Consider the following 18,599-nt stretch of genomic DNA (forward strand, 5'->3'; position numbering starts at 1 on the left):
GAGCGGATGCTGTAGAGCACCTGGATCAGCATGGCTCGCAGCAACTTCTCCGGCGCGATGCTCGGCCGCCCACCCTTGAGGTCGGCCTCGTACATCCCGGCAAACAACCGATCCATCTTCACCAGTGCTTCGTTCGCCATCACCCGGATCGAACGCAACGGATGCGACTTCGGAACGAAGTCGTCCAGCTTGCGCATGGAAAACAAACTCTCGGTGAATGTGTCGGCGCCGCGCATGATCTCCAAGGGGCAAGTGGGGGTCTTCCATCAACGCTTCAGGGGCCTTCAGCGATGACATTACCGCCGATACTTCAGCAGCCTGTTAGGGTTGTTGTCATTAACCGCGGTGATGCTCCAGCGTCGCTTGGCAGAGTATGGGTTGACAGTGAATATTTAGCGGGAGCTACAAAATTTAGGCTTCGAAATGATTCGGATGCCATTATTCAGCCTGGAAGCAAACTACTCACATTTGATATTATTCCCCTGCTGGATGAGGGCGAGTCTTATCGCAGTTCTTTGGAAATGATGTCCCTCGTCTTGCAAAAAAAATCTGCGCCACGCACGGAAATTCGTTTTCAATTGCTTCAATCTGATGGACGATTTGTAATTCAGGCAACATCGTTGGATGCAGACCAGCTGTTCCAACTGTTACGAGCTAATTCCGATCGCTGCTCATCCATCAAGACGCCTGATTTCGAAAATGGGTGTATCGGCGGAGGAACACCTAAAGAGGCACGAGTTCCGGCGTCGTGAGTCAAAGTACCGTGAGGCTTGGATCAATAAGTCTGAAATTCGGATCGGCCCATGTGACCACTCTAGTAAAAATTTTGACAAAAATACTCGCTTTCGCTCAGAGTCAAGAAAACTATATTCAAGGGAGCCGGGCACACGTACGCCCGCGATGTCCGCTTGCCGTTGCCGGCCCGTTTCGGTCGCCCTCGTAAGCTATGCCAGACGACTGTTATGGCCGATGACTTGCCGGCGGGTACGAGGCGCTGAATGTCGATGTACCTTGAAAGCTGCCGCCTAAGCCGAACTACGGCGGACAACCCGCTTCGTTGGCAAGCGCGAAGTCTTCGTGTTTGGGGTGCTGTTTTATATGGCGAACACCAACCTGTTTGCGTTGGAAATTTCTATTTTTGCGGGAACAAAGGCATAAACCTGTAAACGCTGACAGGTGTACTCGGACTGCAATCGTGGGAAATTGCGTGGGCAACATGTTGAAGAAGTGTCGTCAAGATTAAACCCGCGAAATCTACGCAATGGAGAACACTTATGACATCCGACGTGACTCTGCTAGCGACCACCCAACAGGTCAATATACTGGTGGTAATCGACACGGAATATGTTAAGGCTATAACCAAGAATCCAAGCAAGGATTGGAAAACTCCGACCGGCATCACGCACACCGGCCAGTTCATGCTTTGCACTGGCTCGCGAGGCCCCGTGAAAGGACAGGGGACGGGCGATTTAGAGTTCATGGCATGACCAGATTTCTGCTAGTCAACTTGTGTAATTGAAGTTAAATTCAATTGTATCGCCCGCGTTATGCACACCCGTGATAGTGGCAAAATTGGTCCAGGCCGCCGCAACAAGTTGTAGACCCGGTCCCGGTGTAATCAGTAACGTATTGTCATCTCGCAGAAAAAAGTATGCTCTCTCTGCAAAACTAACGCCACAAGCGATCAGGATCCCGCCCACATTATTTCCGTTAATAGGCCAAGAATCGCCCACGATTCCGAGGTATGCATCACCATCGGCTAAAATATTATGCATCGCACCGTTTTCTGGATCCGGAACTATATGGAATATTTCAGCAGGATTTCCGTTGTTCGTGGGATACGATATTAGCGGCGATGTTTTCGTTTGCTGGCCCACTATTTGGTGATCTATTGCGAATTGCAGCGTCTTGTCGTGACTAAGTATAGTCGCGTAACCTTCTTTCAAAATCATTTCGTTCCTCGCTTAGTGTATTGATTGAAACGGAAGAGTCTCCGATTCAACGATACGGCTTCGTGGTGGTTTAAGCTCAAAAGGCACGCTTTGGAATTGTTGCAAAGGTTTATCGGTTGACCGCGGCGCTTGTTCCGCAAGTGCGAGGTAGTCCCCCAATAATCATACGAATTATCGCGCGGCTAGTACATCGGAACAACCTGTCGATGTTGGTAGGTACCGTCGGCCTGCCCCGGCCTCGCGGGATGACAGTCCTCGGCAGTCTCATCAATTTTGTCTTTCCAGTCTCCTGGATTCGCCATCAGGCTCAAGAATTCCCGGCATCCTCACGCAAAGGTCCGTTGTCCAAGCGAAGCGGTCGCCCGAAGGTCCAGTCGCTGGCAGAGGCAGACGTCACTTGATGGCCGCGACCGGTCTCTCGACGGAAACGGACAGCGCCGGCAAAGATATGTGAAGTGGTTAATCTGGATGGTTAATCGATGTAAGTGATTGAATCAAGAGGGATGGTGGCGGCCTGCAAAGCCGTTTAGGCCGGTTCGACTCCGGCTCGCGCCTCCAGTAGTTGATGTAAGGAAAAGCCCCGACTCGTCGGGGCTTTTCTTTTTTCGGCGTCTTGTCATGCATGTCAATGCGGTGCGCGCGGTGTGATGCGAGGCGCTTTCCAATTATCGGCACCAGGTCGATACGGTATTCAGAAGCGTCGGCTATAGGAAATCGCGACGGTGCGGCTGCGGCCATCCCGGCTATAGCTGATGGCCCAGTTGGTCAGCAATGCTCCGGTCAGCGCGCCCGCTACGTCGGCGACCAGATCCTTGTACGAAAACCCGCCGCCGCGGCACGTGCCGTCGATGCCTTCCTTGATCAAGCCAGGTATCGTACCGATCAGCGTGCCGTAGATCACGGGATGCTCGGTATCGCGCGTCAGGTAGGCGCCCAGTGCGCCGAAAGGCGCCGAGACCGCGAAGTGCTTCAGCTTGTCGCTGTGAAACCAGCTATCCGATGTTTGCATGCGATACCCACCGCGTCCCCCGTTGCAGTCTATGTCCGCATGCGCCGCAGCGCTTACGCTTAGCATCGTGGCAAGCCAGATGCCGTGTCGCCATTTCGTTGACATGTTTTACTCCCCCTTTTGTTTCTACGTTTTCGTTTCGACGTTTTTCTTATCGGGACGCATACCGGGCCGGTACCCGATTTGCGCGTCGCCAATCTGTGTTGTCGTTTTACAGGGGGGCATGCGTGGGAAACGTCGGTTGGCATACGACCATTCCGCCAACTGTGTGCGCTGTGCCGCAGATGCGGATAATGGCGGCTTCGCGTGCGGGTAATCACGCACGGCCAAAGCCGGCATCTCGAACACCGCTGCGTTTTTCCGCTGTTGGGATTGCGCTCGGCGTCACTACGTGAATCGCTCGCTTCTTCGCATCATTTTCCCGTCCGCACCGAGGCTGCATGTATCTACAACTCACCGGCACCCAGGTCCGTCTGCTGGGCTCGATGCATCTGTTCCCCGCGGCGAGCCGCAAGATGCCGCCGTGGATCGCCGAAGCGTACGACTGGGCCGAAGCGCTGGTCTTCGAGTCCGATCCGCCGACGATCCTGCCGTTTCTGAAGGCGCATCCGCACGATGGCGCAAACCGGCTGCGGTCGCTGCTATCCGCCGATGCCTGGCACCGTCTCGAGGCGGCGTGGCCCGTCGAGGGAGCATTGGCGCCGCTCGCCGATCTGCGTCCGTGGGCGGCGTTGATCGTCGCGCCGACGTTGTTCCAGCAGGTGGTCGAAGGTGTCGAGCCGCGCATGCTGCGCTCGGCGATCACGCAAGGCAAACCGTATCGGTATCTGGAGACCGCGCAGGAAGTGGCCGCGTCGCTCGAATCGATTCCGCTCGATGCGATCGGCGCCGCGCTCGGCTTGCTGATGTCCGATCTGGCGGAACCGCAGCGCACGCTCGAGCGGATGCACGCAGCCTGGCTGGACGGCGATCTGGCCGAGGTGCAGCGCATCGCCGCCGAATCGCCGATGTTCAATTTGCCGGGCATCCGCGAGGCGATTCTGGATGCACGCAATCGCGCCTGGGCGGCGCGTTTGAAGGATCTGGCAACGCGTCCCGAACGGACGTTGATCGTGGTGGGCGCGCTGCATCTGTGCGGTCCCGGCAACCTGATCGACTGTCTCGCGCATCCCGTCGAACCGGTTTTTGCGAGCACGTAGCGGATTCGCGTCTCGCATGCCTCGCGGCATCACGAGTTGAGCGTGAACGTCCCGTATGACAGAACTCCCCGGACTCGTACCCGCACCTGCTCGACGCGCGCAACGCCCAGGCTCAGCGCGGTTATCAGATCCGCTATAGCGTTGGCCAGAAGCAATACGATCCGGTGCGGCATGGCGCGATCGGCGAACTGCTGGCGGCGGCCGATGCCGCGATGTACAGCCACAAGCAGGCGTCGAAAGCGCGCACCGTTCATAGCCGCTGAGCGCGGCTCGGGGCGTCAGCGGGACCGGACGTGCTTCATGCGCCGCGAGCATCTCACGCTGCTTTTTGCGCATGCATCGTCACCACGCGCGCGCTGCCGCGTGACTCAAGCGCAGCGCGCCCGGCATAATTGCGGATCGCCGCCACCTGTCCCGGCCCACTTCTTTTGAGCCTTTCCATGAACGAACCGAAGCACACTGCCGCCGCGCGGCTCGCTGAAATCGAATGGCGCTGGAAAGCCTTCGACGAACTCACGAGCGCCGAAGTCTATGCCATGCTGGCCGCGCGCAGCGCGGTATTCGTCATCGAACAGCATTGCCTGTATGGCGACATCGACGGGCTCGATACCGACGCCTGGCATCTGTTGGCCTACGGGCCCGGCGCAACGCGTCCGCCGCTGGCCGGCTATCTGCGCGTGCTGTTGCCCGACGCCGATGATGCCGATATCCGTATCGGTCGCGTGCTGACCACCGCGGATTTTCGCGGCATCGGTCTCGGCAACGCGATGCTCGAACGCGCGCTCGAACACATCCGCGCGCAGTGGCCGCGGACGCCGGTTCGTTTGCATGCGCAGGCGCATCTTCAAGGCTTCTATGGGGCGTTCGGCTTCGCGCCGGTATCGGAAATCCACGAAGAGGACGGCATTCCGCACGTCTGGATGCGCTCGGCCTGAGCGTCGTCACGAAGCCCTGCGCGTGCGCGCCGAACGGCCGGCTCCTGTGCCGGACGCCTGGCTCAGCGTTGGCCGCGCGCCAACGCTTGCGCCGCCAGCGCGCGCCGTTCGCCGCGCAGGCGTCCGCGAGCGGAGAGCCGCATCCAGTGACGCAGCGCCACCAGCGCGCCGATCACGCTCATCATCGAGCCCGGAATCCATAGCAATAGCCCGCCGATCTGCTGATCGCGCATCGGACTCAGCCACGTGAAGGCACGGCCGCAGATCGAATAGATCGGATACAACTCGCGCGGCGTGAAGAAGATGAACGCGCCGAGGATGATTTGCGGCGGTATCGCGGCGATCACCACCAGCACGCGCTTGCCGGGCGACAAACGCGCCGGCGGCGCCGGCCGCGGATCGAGCACGAGCCACCAGAACAGCAGGCCGTCGATCACCATGCTCCAGTTCATCACGCGATAAAGCCGCCAGTCGAGCATCGCGACGAAATGCACCGGCGACATCAGCCAGAAGTAAATCAGGCCGACGAACAACGTGACCGCGACCACCGGATGCATCACGATATCGAGCAGTTTGCGCACCGCCGGGGTTTCGAGCGCGGGCCGCACGAAGCGCTGCCGCCAGCCGAACGGAATTCCCGCGCGCAATGCGGTGCCCGGATACGACAGCGCAATGAAGAACGGCCCGAGGTGATGCAGCACCAGATGCTGCGCGCGATGCATGAAGAACTCATGCTCGAAGAAATAATCGAGCCGCGTATGCAGGGCGACGTATAACGCCACCAGCCCGAACCAGAAGGAAACGCGCCGGGCGGCCGACAGCTTCGCCTTGCGCGCGCCGCGCACGAACAGGATCGCCGGCACCAGCAGGGCGATCACGACGGTCGGCGAAAACTCCCAGGGATCGAGCCAGTAGAGCAGGTTCATCGCGGCGGGTTACTTGGTCTGGGCCGGCGATTTGACGGCGAACGGCGCGTCGAGCGTTTCGCCGTCGGAGAACTTCAGCTTGAGACGCACCGTGTCGCCCGGTGCGATCTTGCGCTTCGCATCTTCGAGCATGACGTGATAGCCGCCCGGCGCAATCGCCACCTGGCCGTGCGCGGGCACCGTGAGCCTGTCGACCATCACCATCTTCTGCGACGAACCGTTCGACACGGTCTGATGCAGCATCGCGTCGCCATAATCGCTGCTCGAAATATCGACGAGATCGACCGGCTTATCGCTGGCATTCACGAGCGTCGCGTAGCCGGCGGCGGGCAAGTTGTTGGGCAGCCAGCGGACCCAGGCGTCCTTGACGCTGATCGCCTGCGCGCCGGCGGCTTGCGCGGGCGGAGCGAAACCGAACGAAAGGGCGAGGGTGCAGGCGAGGGCGGCGAACGGTTTTTTCTTGATCGACATAGTGGAATCGGAAAGGTCAGGAGCGGTCATCGATGATACGGCGCAGGTCCTGCGCGATCGCATCGGGGGTGTCGTGGTCGGTGGCCAGCAGACGCGCGCGGCCTTGCGGATCGAACACGTAGACGGCGGAGCTATGGGTCACTTCGTAGCTGCCATTCGGGTCGCGCTTTTCCATCTGATAGGCGACGCGGTAGCGCTTGGCGAGCGACTCGATTTGCCGGTCGGTGCCGGTCAACCCTTCGGCGTGTTGCGAGTCGAAGGCGCCGACGTAATCGTGCAGGGCCTGCGGCGTATCGCGCGCGGGATCGACGGTGATGAACAGGATGCGCACTTTTCGCGCGTCGGGGCCGAGCTTGCCGAGCACTTGCATTAGCCGGCCCATCGTTTCCGGGCAGACATCCGGGCAATGCGTGTAGCCGAAGTAGACCAGCGCGGTGCGGCCCTTGAACGAATCGCCGTCGACGGCGCGGCCGTCGTCGGCGGTCAGCGTGAAGTCGAGGTCCGGCAAGTGCCCGGTCACATTGGTCAGGTGCCAGGGCTCGGCGCGTTGCGTGCAGCCGGCGAGCGCTGCCAGCGCGGCGATCGCGACGACCGCGCGCAGCGCGAACCGTTGCACCAGGCGCGGCCGGTCTGACGGTGCGCGATCGGCTTGCCGGCGTCGTGATGAGATGGTCGGGAACAAAGCAGGTATCAATGACTCGATTAAAAAGCGGCGCTTGAAGGGCAGCCGCCATCGCCGCCAAGCCGCGAGATCGTGCAAATATGAACGTGACCGCAACGGTCCGGCGTGGCAGCGACTGTATCGCAAAATCTCCGGTGGCGTCGTCGAGCGCCCGCTGGCGCGCGGTTTGCGAGGCAATTTGACGCACGCCGATGAAAGCCGGCTGCAGCCTGATCGTTCTCTTTTTGAATGCAATCCGAAGCGGTCTTGCCGCGCGCCGTCAGGCCGAGCCTGTGTCCTCGCTTACTTTCTCGAAAAATTGACTGATGCGCGGTAAGATGCGCACACTTTTCCGGCCGCACAAGGCTGAAAGGCAAAACCAACCGATGCAAGTACTTCCGGCTGTCCTGTCTCCGAGCGAGACGGCATTTTTCTTCGATTTCGACGGTACGCTCGTCGAGCTCGCACCCACGCCGGATGGCGTGCAGGTCGAACCTCGCGTGGTCGAACTGCTGAGCGAACTGCGGCGTTTGACGAACGGCGCGGTCGCGGTGGTGTCGGGCCGCGGCATCGACAGTATCGACGCGTTCCTCGGCATGCCCGACCTGCCGATTGCCGGCCTGCATGGCGCCGAGCGGCGCGACGCGAACGGCGACACGCAGCGCATCGGCTTTCACGATCAGCGGCTGTTGCGAATGGAGCAGGTGCTCGCGCAGGTGGTCAACGAACATCCCGGCATGCTGCTCGAAATCAAGGGCGCGGCGCTCGCGCTGCACTACCGCAACGCGCCGGACCGCGAGCCGGTGGCGCGCGAGGCGACCGAGCGTCTGGTGGCCGATTACCCCGGCGCATACGTGCTGCAGCCCGGCAAGATGGTCTACGAAATCAAGCCGAAGGACGTCGACAAGGGCCGCGCGATGCGCGCGTTCCTGGACGAGCCGCCGTTCGTCGGCCGCTTCGCGGTGTTCGCCGGCGACGATCTGACCGATGAGAAAGGCTTTGCCGTCGTCAACGAGCGCGGCGGCCTGTCGATCAAGGTCGGCGTGGGCGAGACGATGGCGCATACGCGCATCGAATCGGTCTCCGCGCTGCTCGACTGGGTCGAATCGATTATCGCGGCGGCGCACAGGGCATGATCGCCACGCCGCGCCGCTCAACGCACCTAACGCACCGTATCGGGAATCGCGCTTCATGAGCCGACTGATCATCGTATCGAACCGGGTTGCGCCGATCTCGGAGGGCGGCCCGGCGGCGGGTGGTCTGGCGGTCGGCGTGTACGACGCGCTGAAGGAAACCGGCGGCATGTGGTTCGGCTGGAGCGGCGACGTGCTGAGCTCGGGTCAGCCGCGGATCAAGGTCGAGGAGCGCGGGCCGGTGACCTTCGCGACCATCGCGCTGATGCGCCGCGACTACGATCAGTACTATCGCGGCTTCTCGAATGCGACGCTCTGGCCCGCGTTCCACTACCGCGCCGATCTGTTGCACTACGACCGGCACGACTTCGAGGGCTACGGGCGGGTCAATGCATGGCTCGCGCAGCAACTCGTGCCGCTTCTGCGCGACGACGACGTGATCTGGGTCCACGACTATCACCTGATTCCGTTCGCGCAGGCGTTGCGCGCGGCCGGTGTGAAAAATCGCATCGGCTTCTTTCTGCATATTCCGTTTCCGGCTTCGCAGGTGCTGCTCGCGGTGCCGCCGCATCGGGAACTGGTCGAGGCGCTGTGTTCGTTCGATCTGCTGGGCTTCCAGACCAGGCCGGACTTGCGCGCGTTCTGCGATTACATCGTCAACGAGGCGAACGGCACGGTCGACGCATCGGCGAGCGGTCCGCTCACCGTTCACGCGTTCGGCCGCACGTTGCGCGCGTCGGCGTACCCGATCGGCGTCTATCCGGACGAGATCGCCGAACTGGCGAAAGCCGGCGAGCGCGGCAAACCGGTGCGCACGATGAAGGCGACGCTGCATTCGCGCAAGCTGATCATGAGCGTGGACCGCCTCGATTATTCGAAGGGGCTGGTCGAGCGTTTCCGTGCCTTCGAGCGTCTGCTCGAACATGCGACGGCGCAACGCAACAAGGTGTCGTTCCTGCAAATCGCGCCGCCCACGCGCGCCGACCTGCACGCGTACCAGGACATTCGTCTGCAACTCGAAGGGGAGTCGGGACGCATCAATGGCCGCTTCGCCGAACTGGACTGGACGCCGATTCTCTACATTCACAAGCAATACGAGCGCTCGGTGCTGGCCGCGCTGTTTCGCACCGCGCACGTCGGTTATGTCACGCCGTTGCGCGACGGCATGAACCTCGTCGCCAAGGAATATGTGTCGGCGCAAGACCCGGAGAATCCGGGTGTGCTCGTGCTGTCACGCTTTGCCGGCGCGGCGCAGGAACTGGATGGCGCGCTGATCGTGAATCCGGTCGATATCGACGGCATGGCCGAAGCGCTTGCTCGCGCATTGGACATGCCGCTTGCGGAGCGCCAGGCGCGTCATCGCGACATGATGGTGCAGTTGCGGGAGAACAATGTATCGGTGTGGCGCGATAACTTCATGCGCGATCTGCAAGGTGTCGACGGCGCCGGGAATGGTGCAAGGAGCACCAGAAGCGGGAAGGCGCGCGCCGTGGCGGGGAAAAAGGCGGCGCGCGAAACGCTGGCCGGATAGCGCTTTAAAAAGGCTGCCTCCCGAGGTTCGGAAAAACAGAAAAGCCGCTTTCGAGCGGCTTTTCTGTTTGCAGCCTGCTGACGGGTTACAGCGCAGGGTTACACCGCGTCGCGCGTGGCTCAGACCACGTGCTGTTCGTCGACTTTCTTGCCGCCGACATGCAGCGTCGCGCCCTTGCCGTACTGCTTCGACAGCAGATCGCGATACAGACCGGGGCGCAGGCGCAGCTCTTCCGGGCTGCCGTCGTCGATTACCTTGCCGGCGCTCATCACGATGATCCGGTCGAAGTTGTTCAGCGTCGACAGGCGGTGCGCGATCGCGATCACCGTGCGGCCCACCATCAGGCGGTCGAGCGCTTTCTGGATCGCTTCTTCCGACGCGCTGTCGAGCGCCGAGGTGGCTTCGTCCAGCAGCAGGATCGGCGCGTTCTTCAGGATCGCCCGAGCGATCGCGATGCGTTGACGCTGGCCGCCGGAAAGCTTCACGCCGCGGTCGCCGACAATCGTGTCGAAGCCTTCCGGCATCGCCTCGATGAAGTCCGTGCAACGCGCCTCGCGCGCGGCGGCGAGCACTTCTTCGCGGCTCGCTTCGGGACGGCCATAGGCGATGTTCTCGTACACGGTGCGATGGAACAGCGAGATATCCTGCGGCACCAGCGCGATCGCATGGCGCAGGCTGTCCTGCGTGATCGTGGCGATGTCCTGGCCGTCGATTTTGATCGCGCCGCCCTGGGTCTCATAGAAACGCTGCAGCAGCGCCAGCACGGTGGACTTGCCCGCGCCCGACTTGCCGATCAGGCCGACCCGCTGGCCCGCCTCGATATGCAAATCGAAGTGATCGAGAATCGGACGGCGGCGCGGGTAGGCGAACGTCACGCCTTCGAAGTCGACCCGGCCGCCTTGCGGCACGAGTTCCGTCGCGCCGTCGCGATCCGGCATGCCGTGCGGCTCGAGCAGCGTGCGCACGGCCTCCGCGAGCCGCGCCACGTGCTGCGTGACGTCGACGAGCGCCACGGCCAGATCGCGCGTGCCGTGCAGAATCGTGAAGCCGAGCGAACTGACGAGCACGATGTCGCCGGAAGTCGCCCGGCCCTGGTCCCACAGCCACAGCGCCCAGCCGAGCAAGCCGGCCGAGAGCAACGCGGTGATCACCGCGTGCAGCAGGCGCAGCTTCTCCAGATACAGCAGGCTCTGCTGGCGCGCCTCCATTTCCGCCTTGACGGTCGCGCCGAAACGCTGCTGCTCGCGAAACGTCATGCCGAACGCGCGCACGAGGCCCATGTTGCTGATCACGTCGACCAGTTCGCCGTCCACGGAGGCCGCCCGGGTGGCGAAATGATGATGACGCGCCGAGCCGCGGCCGGCGAGCTTGTACAGCACGACCGACAGGATCGCCGAGCACAGCATCAGGCCGCCGGCCATCAGCGGATTCACCGCGGTGATCATCACGATCGCGCCGAGCACCGCGATGCACGGCGGCAGCACGTTCCAGGCGGTGGTGTTCTCGGCGGTGTACACCGCGTTCGAGGTGGCCGTGATCCGGCTCGCGAGCATGCCCGGCTGCTTCTCCGAGTAATAGGTCGGCGAGTGTCCGCTCAAATACTGGAACAGATCGCGCCGCAAGTCGCCGGTCACGGCGACGAACGTGTGCGCGGCGACCCAGCCGCCGACCCGCCACAGCAGGTTGTCGGCGGCGATCAGGCCGACCAGGATGGCGAACGCCCCCCACAGCGGACCGGGATGATGCCGGCCCTGGCCGAGCACGTCGATCAGGTGTTTGATCGCGTATTGCGATGCGAGCGCACAGCCCACGGCCGCGAATACGCTGCACACGACGATCGCATGCGCGAGCGGGTGGCGGCGAATAAAGCGGAAAAGAAACGCAAGCGGCCGATGCGCATAGCTCGCGAGCTTTGCGTTCTGGGCGTTGCGCTGGGCGATGGTTAAGTGTTCCAAATTGATCGTGGGTTCGATGGGTTTCGGCTTGCGCATGCAAAGCGCGGGCCATACGGAAAAAAGGGTTCGCCGCGAACCCGATGCTTCGCATTGTAAACATGCAAAAGCGATTACGCCCTGGGTATCCGGGCCGTGACGCGAGTGATTTCGCGATAGAACTGCACAACCTGTAGTTGCTCGACCGCCCAGCACGGCGTGGGGTTCACGCCGGCTGCGAAAAGTTTCGAGATACAATTACAAATTGCCTTCAACCGAGGCGCGTCATTGCTTCAACGCTGCCGGTAAAGTTGACGCGCAAGCTTGCAAGAGCTTGCACATGTCGGGTCGACCGGACCTGTCCAAGGCCAACCGCCACTGTAGAACCGCCTTATAAAACAAGGGTTTGTAAAGTGTTTCCCTCGTGTAACAACGTAAAGACTTTGAAATGTCGTGGCGCGGCAAGGATTCGGGCATCGATAATGCGTGCTCCGTAGGCTCCTGAAATTTCTGACAGTTTGTCAACGTAGGCCGCGCGAGTGCGTTTACCGGCACATGCGCAGACGGTGATCGACTGGTCTGGGCCACTATCCAGGCGACCCATCGCAAGATTTCTCGAAGAATCAGGCCGCGCCGGCATGTCCGGCAGGCGGCCCGGGCGAGCAAGCGAGTCGCTTTTATCAAACGCAGTACCTTTGCCTGATTTTTTACGAGGAGTTCTTCATTATGCGAATCGCTCAAATCGCTCCGTTGCACGAGGCGGTTCCTCCCAAGCTGTACGGTGGTACGGAACGCGTCGTGTCCTACCTGACCGAAGCGCTGGTCGAACAGGGCCATGATGTGACGCTGTTCGCGAGCGGCGATTCGCAAACCTCGGCAAAACTCGAAGCTTTCTGGCCGCAGGCGCTGCGCCTCGATCCGACCATTCGCGACGTGATGGCGCCGCACATGCTGCTGCTCGAGGAAGTGCGCCGCCGCGCGGACGAATTCGACGTCCTGCATTTCCATATCGACTATTACCCGTTCTCGCTGTTCGCCCGCCAGCCGGTGCCGTTCGTGACCACGCTGCATGGCCGTCTCGATCTGCCGGAATTGCAGCCGATCTTCAACACGTTCAGCGACGTGCCGGTGGTGTCGATTTCGGACAACCAGCGTATTCCGCTGCCGCAGGCGAACTGGCTGCAAACCGTCTATCACGGCCTGCCGGAAAACCTGCTCACACCGATCAAGGACGTGAAGCCGAGCTACCTCGCGTTCCTCGGCCGCATCTCGCCGGAAAAGCGTCTGGACACCGCGATTCGCATCGCCCAGCAAGCCGGCATGCCGATCAAGGTTGCCGCGAAGCTCGACAAGGCCGACCGCGCCTATTACGAAGAAGTGATCAAGCCGCTCATGTCGCTGCCGCACGTCGAATACATCGGCGAAATCAGCGAATCGGAAAAGACCGAGTTCCTCGGCAACGCCCACGCGCTGCTGTTCCCGATCGACTGGCCGGAGCCCTTCGGTCTGGTGATGATCGAAGCCATGGCTTGCGGCACGCCGGTGATCGCGTTCAATCGCGGTTCGGTGCCGGAAGTGATCGAAAACGGCGTGTCGGGTTTTGTCGTCGAAGATGAAATCAGCGCGGTCGCCGCGGTCAAGCGTCTGCACACGTTGCCGCGCGAAACGGTGCGCAAGGCGTTCGAGTCGCGCTTTTCGTCGAAGGTCATGGCGCAGAACTACGTCGCCACCTACGAGGAACTGCTGCGTCAGAAGCATCGCACGGTGCTGCGCGAAGTCAACGCCAGCTAATGCGCCATAGGTAAAAGCAGTCAAGCCGGTTCACCAGGCGCTTTCGGGCGCTCACTGAACCGCGAGTAACGCCCCGTGAGCCACTCGCCGCGGGGCGTTGTTGCATGCGCGCCGCGTTTTTCCCGAGGAGCGGCGGAAATGGAGGGTTTCGTGTCTGCAAGAATGGGTCACCCTCCGTAATATCCCTATAATGGCCGTGCCGCAAATTTGGCTGCGGCGCCGCCGACGACAGGAGGATGCCTTGGCGAGAACGAAAGAGACGCGCGCGAACGCGGCGCCCGGCGCCGGAACGATTTTCGCGCTGCGCGCCATCGGTCTCGTGCTTCTGGCTCGCTGGCTGTTTTCGATGGCGCAGATGGACCTGGGCGCGGCGCTGTCGGCGATGGTGTCCTCGCCGTGGGCGTGCATCAACCTCGTGTTCCTGTTCCTGCTGATCTTCCTGCCCGGCGCGCGCGCCGTGGCCGAGCGTCCGTTTCATCCGCTGCCGCAATGGCTGCGCCAGGCGCTGCGTCTGTTTGCTTTCCTTGGATTCCTGTTCGCGGTCTGGTCGGTGGGCGCGTTCGCGGCGAGCGCCGGTTGGCGGCGCACCGTGCAAACGGTGGCGGCCACCAACGGCTGGCTGCTGGCCGCGCCGGCGCTATACGCGGCCGTCCTGTGGATTTGCCGCCCGCGCGCGCTGTGGCGAACCAATGTCGCCGCGCGCCGCTTTGCGATCGGCCGCTATGCGGTTGCGCTCGATCCCGTCACGCGCACAGTGAGCGTGTGGGCCGAGCGTCGCAAGGTGGGGCAGTACGACGCTCGCGAATTGTCGGTGCGTTGGGCCGCCGCGCAAGGCGTGCGCGGCACGCCGGCGGCCGCTCGCACGGTGGTGTTCGCGACGGCCGGCGAGCCGGACGGGCACGCGGCGCCTCGCTCGACCGCTGCGCCGTCGCTGGCGCGCGGCGCCTTCGGCCGCCGCCCGAAAATCGAATTGCTGTGGGACTCGCCGGCTGCTGCCGGCCATAACCGACAGACCGTATTCCGCACCGCGCTGACTACCGAAGGCGATCGGGTCGCCGCGCGTGCGCTCGACACGTCTTTGCAGCAAGTCTGAATCCGACGCTTTGTGCAGTCGGCCACACGCGGTGGCCGAAGCGGGCGTCGTAAAGTAAGCGCTGGTCGATAATGAAGTGAGTGCCGCACGGCGCTGCAAGGCCGGCGGGTCAGACGTACACCGATCGTATCGCGTCGTTTGCAGGAGTCGCTATGCTGGTTCGCTGGTTGCTTGCCGCCATTCATCTGCTCGCTTATGGGTTCGCGCTCGCGTCGATTCTCCGGCGTACCTGGGCGCTACGCCGAGCCACTGTGCCCGCGGCCTTGCGATCCCTGTTCCGCGCCGACACCCGCTGGGGCCTCTCGGCACTGGTGCTCGTCATTACCGGCTTGATGCGCGTCTTCGGCACCTACGAAAAAGGCGCGGACTACTACCTGCATGAGCCGCTCTTTCACGTCAAGATGACGCTGCTCGTGGTGATTCTCGTCCTCGAAGTACCGTCGATGCTGGCGCTGATGCGCTGGCGCGCCGCGGTGAGGAAGGGCGCCGCGCCGGATCTTCGAAAGGCGCGTTCGTATGCCCACCTCAGCGTGATCCAAACGGTGCTGCTGGTTTTGATGGTGTTCGCGGCCGCGGGAATGGCGCGCGGCATTGGCTTGTCCGCGGGCGCGGTGTAGCTGGCGCGCCCCAACGATAAAACCGGGCGGGGCGTGCCGTCGCGTTGTACGGCCAACGCGCTAAGCGTGTGAAACGCCAGCGCAAACCGTTTGCTACCGGTACTTACCGGCGGTCTCCGCTCGACGTTCCACACATTCGTTGCAAGTTACTTCCCCACGAGCAGACTGGAATCATCTGTCCGGTTTGCCTTGGCGGCCGCCGTCTCGGGCAAGGTATCCGGCTCGCTCAAGCCCTTGATGAGTTCCAGCGCCTGACGTTCGAACAACCGCCGGTACAGCCCGTTCTCGAGCTTGATCAGCGCATCGTGACTGCCTTCCTCGATGACCTTGCCCTTGTCCAGCACCAGCAACCGGTCGAGTGCCCGCACGGTGGACAGGCGGTGCGCCACCACTAGCGTCGTGCGGCCCATCATCAGCCGTTCCATGGCCTGCTGGATCAGCACCTCGCTTTCACTGTCGAGGCTCGAGGTGGCTTCGTCCAGAATCAGGATCGGCGCGTTGGCGAGGAACGCGCGCGCGATCGCCACGCGCTGACGCTCGCCGCCCGACAGCTTCACCCCGCGTTCGCCGACCAGCGTGTCGTAGCCATTGGGCAGCGCCGCGATGAAGTCGTGCGCGCTGGCGAGCCTCGCGGCGCGCTCGATCTCGGCGCGGCTCGCGCCGGGCCGCGCATACGCAATGTTCTCCGCGAGCGAGCGGTGAAACAGCACCGGCTCCTGCTGAACGATCGCGATCTGGCTGCGCAACGACGCTTGCCGCACGTGTGCGATGTCCTGACCGTCGATCGTGATGCGGCCTTCCGACAGATCGTAAAGGCGTTGGATCAGCTTGATGAAGGTCGTCTTGCCCGAACCCGAATGGCCGACCAGTCCGACGCGTTCTCCGGGCGCGATCCGCACGGAGAAGTTGTCGTAGAGCGGCGTGGCGTTCGCACCGTAATGGAAGGTGACGTGCTCGAAACGAATCTCGCCCTTGCCGATCACGATCGGACCCGCGCCCGGCTGATCCTCGATGCCGAGCGGCTGACGTTCCAGCGACACCAGCTCTTCCATGTCGTTGACCGAACGCTGCAGATTGCGAATGTGCATGCCCACCTCGCGCAGATAACCTTGCAGCATGAAAAACATGGTGAGCGCGAACGTGATGTCGCCGACACTCGCCTCGCCGCGCATCCACAACAGCAGCGCGGCGCCGAGAATCGCAGCCTGAATCGCCACCAGCATGCCGCCCTGCACGCCGCCATTGATGGTGCCGCGCATCCACGTGCGGCGCGTGCGATGACGCCACTTGCCGATCACGCCCGCAAGCAGCGCCTCTTCGCGCTCCTCGGCACCGAACGCCTTCACCACGCCGTTGCAACTGACGGCGTCGGCGAGCGCGCCGCCCATGCGCGTGTCCCACGCATTCGCAAGGCGCGCGGCGGGCGCCACGAAGCCGAGCGACAGGGCCACGGTCACCGCGATATACAACACCGAGCCGATGCCGACGACCGCGCCCATCATCGGCCAGCGCCAGCCGAGCAAGGCCGTTGCGCCGACCAGCATGACCAGCGACGGGAACAGGGCGATCAGCAGCGTATCGTTGAGCAAGTCGAGCGCCCACATGCCGCGCGTGATCTTCCGCACGGTCGAGCCGGCGAAGCTGTTGGCGTGCCAGTCGGTCGAAAAGCGCTGCACGCGATGAAACGCGTTCGCGGCGACCTCGCTCATCATCTTGAGCGTGAGCTTGATGATGTGAAAGAACACGCCCTGGCGAAGCAGGGTGGCGCCGAGCCCAAGCGCGCTCAGCAGGCCGAAGGCCGTGAGCGCGGCGTGCCAGGCGACGGCGTTGCCGGCCGAGCCGGACGCGATCGCGTCGACGAGATGCCCGGCGAACATCGGCGTGAGCACGTCCGCCACGGCCGAGAGCAGCACGAGCACCGTGATGGCGACGATGCGCCAGGGCTGCCGCGCCCAATGCAGGAAGGTGAAGCCGAGGACGTCCTTGAAGGCTTGTCCGCGAAAGTCGAGTTTTTTTCTGTTCATTTGCGACGACCCGGCGACGCATGAGCGCACCGAGGTTCCAGTCAGAAGCGAGAGAACGAGACAGTCGAAGCGTGCCGGAAAGCACCGGCAATGAAACTGTGGACTGTCTGGGATTTTGCGCGGAACGCCGGGTTCAGGCGGAGCCGCGTAAGCGACGGATTAAGGTCGCGAGACCATGTAAGGGATGGCGATGTGCACTGCAAACATGTGACGCCTCCCTATGGTCGAATGAGGTGAAGAAGATGGACGGGGCGAATGCCCGAGTGCCGACTATATCAGCAAGTGCCTGGCGGCTGCAATCGTACGAAGTTTCGGTGTTGACGCGCAAGCCTGACGAGGCTGGCGCACTGCGGCATGCAATCAGACGCTGAAGCTTGAGCGGCAAATAGAAAAGGGCCTACGCATTTCTGCATAAGCCCTTTAGTCTTCGGTGATCGACACACCAAAATTCTGGTGGGTAGTACTGGGATCGAACCAGTGACCCCTGCCGTGTGAAGGCAGTGCTCTACCGCTGAGCTAACCACCCGAAGAGAGCCGAATTATGTCAGGGTTTTTTTTACGCGTCCAGTATTTTTTAAGCGGCTTGCTCATCCGCTGCGGGCACGGTTTCGAGGCGCCACACGCTCGTGCCCTTGACCGCCTTGTCGAGACCGTCCAGCACGGCCTGATGCGCCACGATTTCGTCGTCGCTGGCGGCGATCACGACCAGTTCGAGCGAGTCGATCGCCACACGCGGCGCATGCTCGTTTCCATTCGCGTGAGACTCGCCGAGCATGTCGATGACGAGGCTTTCCTGGCCGCGCGTCATCGCCAGATAGACCTCGGCGAGCAACTCCGAGTCCAGCAGCGCGCCGTGCAGCGTACGGTGCGCGTTGCTGATGCCGAAGCGATCGCACAGCGCATCGAGTGAATTGCGCTTGCCGGGGAACATCTGTTTGGCGCGCGCGAGCGTGTCGATGATTTCCCCGCAATAGGTGCTGACAGGCGGCAGACCCAGCAGGGCGAACTCGGCGTCGAGGAAGCCGATATCGAATGGTGCGTTGTGAATGATCAGGTCCGCACCCTGGATGAAGTCGCGGATCTGGTCGGCGATCTCGCCGAACTTCGGCTTGTCGCTCAGGAACTCGGTGGTCAAGCCGTGCACCGCCAGCGCGCCCGGATCGCTGTCGCGTTCCGGATTGATGTAGAAGTGCAGGTTGTTGCCGGTTAGCCGGCGGTTCACGAGTTCGACGCAACCGAGTTCGAGAATCCGGTCGCCGGTGCGTGCATTCAGGCCGGTGGTTTCGGTATCGAGGATGAGTTGGCGCATGGGGGATTAGCCTGCTT

Annotated in this window: 19 protein-coding genes and 1 tRNA gene; 9 read left to right on the forward strand and 11 right to left on the reverse strand. The window is 62.3% G+C overall.

Annotation, left to right across the window (positions count from 1 at the left end):
• A partial coding sequence (locus tag BUE39_RS23745; protein WP_073431167.1) for a transposase occupies positions 1 to 236 on the reverse strand: 236 nt, incomplete at its 3' end.
• 54 nt (positions 237 to 290) lie between these two features.
• Here BUE39_RS23745 and BUE39_RS23750 point away from each other — a divergent pair.
• Complete coding sequence (locus BUE39_RS23750) at positions 291 to 752, forward strand: hypothetical protein (RefSeq protein ID WP_073431168.1); 462 nt, start codon at positions 291 to 293, stop codon at positions 750 to 752.
• Positions 753 to 1,274: 522 nt separating this feature from the next.
• Positions 1,275 to 1,487: an AidA/PixA family protein gene (locus tag BUE39_RS23755; protein WP_073431169.1), complete on the forward strand. Its 213-nt coding sequence runs from the start codon at positions 1,275 to 1,277 to the stop codon at positions 1,485 to 1,487.
• Positions 1,488 to 1,502: 15 nt separating this feature from the next.
• On the opposite strand, the gene BUE39_RS34415 is transcribed toward BUE39_RS23755, so the two are convergent.
• Complete coding sequence (locus BUE39_RS34415; RefSeq protein ID WP_143031980.1) at positions 1,503 to 1,952, reverse strand: hypothetical protein; 450 nt, start codon at positions 1,950 to 1,952, stop codon at positions 1,503 to 1,505.
• Positions 1,953 to 2,643: 691 nt separating this feature from the next.
• Positions 2,644 to 3,066 carry a hypothetical protein gene (locus BUE39_RS23760; RefSeq protein ID WP_073431170.1) on the reverse strand — a complete coding sequence of 141 codons (423 nt, stop codon included), beginning with the start codon at positions 3,064 to 3,066 and terminating at the stop codon, positions 2,644 to 2,646.
• 335 nt (positions 3,067 to 3,401) lie between these two features.
• Here BUE39_RS23760 and BUE39_RS23765 point away from each other — a divergent pair, with 335 nt between their 5' ends.
• Positions 3,402 to 4,160 carry a TraB/GumN family protein gene (locus tag BUE39_RS23765; RefSeq protein ID WP_073431171.1) on the forward strand — a complete coding sequence of 253 codons (759 nt, stop codon included), beginning with the start codon at positions 3,402 to 3,404 and terminating at the stop codon, positions 4,158 to 4,160.
• Positions 4,161 to 4,189: 29 nt separating this feature from the next.
• Here the strand turns inward: BUE39_RS23765 and BUE39_RS34930 are convergent, their stop codons facing one another.
• Positions 4,190 to 4,414 carry a hypothetical protein gene (locus tag BUE39_RS34930; protein WP_159442589.1) on the reverse strand — a complete coding sequence of 75 codons (225 nt, stop codon included), beginning with the start codon at positions 4,412 to 4,414 and terminating at the stop codon, positions 4,190 to 4,192.
• A gap of 186 nt (positions 4,415 to 4,600) precedes the next feature.
• Here BUE39_RS34930 and BUE39_RS23770 point away from each other — a divergent pair, with 186 nt between their 5' ends.
• Positions 4,601 to 5,095: a GNAT family N-acetyltransferase gene (locus tag BUE39_RS23770; RefSeq protein WP_073431172.1), complete on the forward strand. Its 495-nt coding sequence runs from the start codon at positions 4,601 to 4,603 to the stop codon at positions 5,093 to 5,095.
• Positions 5,096 to 5,157: 62 nt separating this feature from the next.
• Here BUE39_RS23770 and BUE39_RS23775 read toward each other — a convergent pair whose 3' ends face one another.
• Genes BUE39_RS23775 through BUE39_RS23785 form a run of 3 tightly spaced genes read right to left on the reverse strand, consistent with a single transcriptional unit; the run spans position 5,158 to position 7,162 of the window.
• The gene (locus tag BUE39_RS23775) at positions 5,158 to 6,021 is read right to left on the reverse strand and encodes a cytochrome c oxidase assembly protein (protein ID WP_073431173.1); all 864 of its coding nucleotides are present in this window, start codon (positions 6,019 to 6,021) and stop codon (positions 5,158 to 5,160) included.
• Between the two features lie 9 nt (positions 6,022 to 6,030).
• Positions 6,031 to 6,492, reverse strand: coding sequence for a copper chaperone PCu(A)C (locus BUE39_RS23780; protein WP_073431174.1), 462 nt, complete (start codon positions 6,490 to 6,492; stop codon positions 6,031 to 6,033).
• Positions 6,493 to 6,508: 16 nt separating this feature from the next.
• The gene (locus BUE39_RS23785) at positions 6,509 to 7,162 is read right to left on the reverse strand and encodes an SCO family protein (protein ID WP_374709824.1); all 654 of its coding nucleotides are present in this window, start codon (positions 7,160 to 7,162) and stop codon (positions 6,509 to 6,511) included.
• 377 nt (positions 7,163 to 7,539) lie between these two features.
• Between BUE39_RS23785 and otsB the strand changes: the two genes are divergently transcribed.
• Entirely contained in the window at positions 7,540 to 8,289 is a 750-nt protein-coding gene (gene otsB / locus BUE39_RS23790) for a trehalose-phosphatase (RefSeq protein ID WP_073431223.1), read from the forward strand.
• Between the two features lie 55 nt (positions 8,290 to 8,344).
• Positions 8,345 to 9,817: an alpha,alpha-trehalose-phosphate synthase (UDP-forming) gene (gene otsA, locus BUE39_RS23795; protein WP_073431175.1), complete on the forward strand. Its 1,473-nt coding sequence runs from the start codon at positions 8,345 to 8,347 to the stop codon at positions 9,815 to 9,817.
• A gap of 119 nt (positions 9,818 to 9,936) precedes the next feature.
• On the opposite strand, the gene BUE39_RS23800 is transcribed toward otsA, so the two are convergent.
• Positions 9,937 to 11,808 (reverse strand): ABC transporter ATP-binding protein, encoded by a 1,872-nt coding sequence (locus BUE39_RS23800; RefSeq protein WP_176035815.1) that lies wholly within the window; start codon positions 11,806 to 11,808, stop codon positions 9,937 to 9,939.
• Between the two features lie 666 nt (positions 11,809 to 12,474).
• On the opposite strand from BUE39_RS23800, the gene BUE39_RS23805 reads away from it, so the two are divergent.
• From BUE39_RS23805 to BUE39_RS23815, 3 genes are all read left to right on the forward strand, one after another.
• Positions 12,475 to 13,539 (forward strand): glycosyltransferase family 4 protein, encoded by a 1,065-nt coding sequence (locus BUE39_RS23805; protein ID WP_073431176.1) that lies wholly within the window; start codon positions 12,475 to 12,477, stop codon positions 13,537 to 13,539.
• 241 nt (positions 13,540 to 13,780) lie between these two features.
• Positions 13,781 to 14,632 carry a hypothetical protein gene (locus BUE39_RS23810; RefSeq protein ID WP_073431177.1) on the forward strand — a complete coding sequence of 284 codons (852 nt, stop codon included), beginning with the start codon at positions 13,781 to 13,783 and terminating at the stop codon, positions 14,630 to 14,632.
• 152 nt (positions 14,633 to 14,784) lie between these two features.
• Positions 14,785 to 15,249 carry a DUF2214 family protein gene (locus BUE39_RS23815; RefSeq protein WP_073431178.1) on the forward strand — a complete coding sequence of 155 codons (465 nt, stop codon included), beginning with the start codon at positions 14,785 to 14,787 and terminating at the stop codon, positions 15,247 to 15,249.
• A 146-nt stretch (positions 15,250 to 15,395) separates the two neighbouring features.
• Here the strand turns inward: BUE39_RS23815 and BUE39_RS23820 are convergent, their stop codons facing one another.
• The 3 genes from BUE39_RS23820 to dnaQ all read right to left on the reverse strand — a co-directional run bounded on the left by BUE39_RS23820 (position 15,396) and on the right by dnaQ (position 18,582).
• Entirely contained in the window at positions 15,396 to 17,273 is a 1,878-nt protein-coding gene (locus BUE39_RS23820) for an ABC transporter ATP-binding protein (protein ID WP_073431179.1), read from the reverse strand.
• Between the two features lie 451 nt (positions 17,274 to 17,724).
• Positions 17,725 to 17,799, reverse strand: a tRNA-Val gene (locus BUE39_RS23825).
• Positions 17,800 to 17,847: 48 nt separating this feature from the next.
• Complete coding sequence (dnaQ, locus tag BUE39_RS23830) at positions 17,848 to 18,582, reverse strand: DNA polymerase III subunit epsilon (RefSeq protein WP_073431180.1); 735 nt, start codon at positions 18,580 to 18,582, stop codon at positions 17,848 to 17,850.
• Positions 18,583 to 18,599: the final 17 nt, after the last annotated feature.

It is taken from the genome of Paraburkholderia terricola (assembly GCF_900142195.1).
GTDB classification, from domain to species: domain Bacteria; phylum Pseudomonadota; class Gammaproteobacteria; order Burkholderiales; family Burkholderiaceae; genus Paraburkholderia; species Paraburkholderia terricola.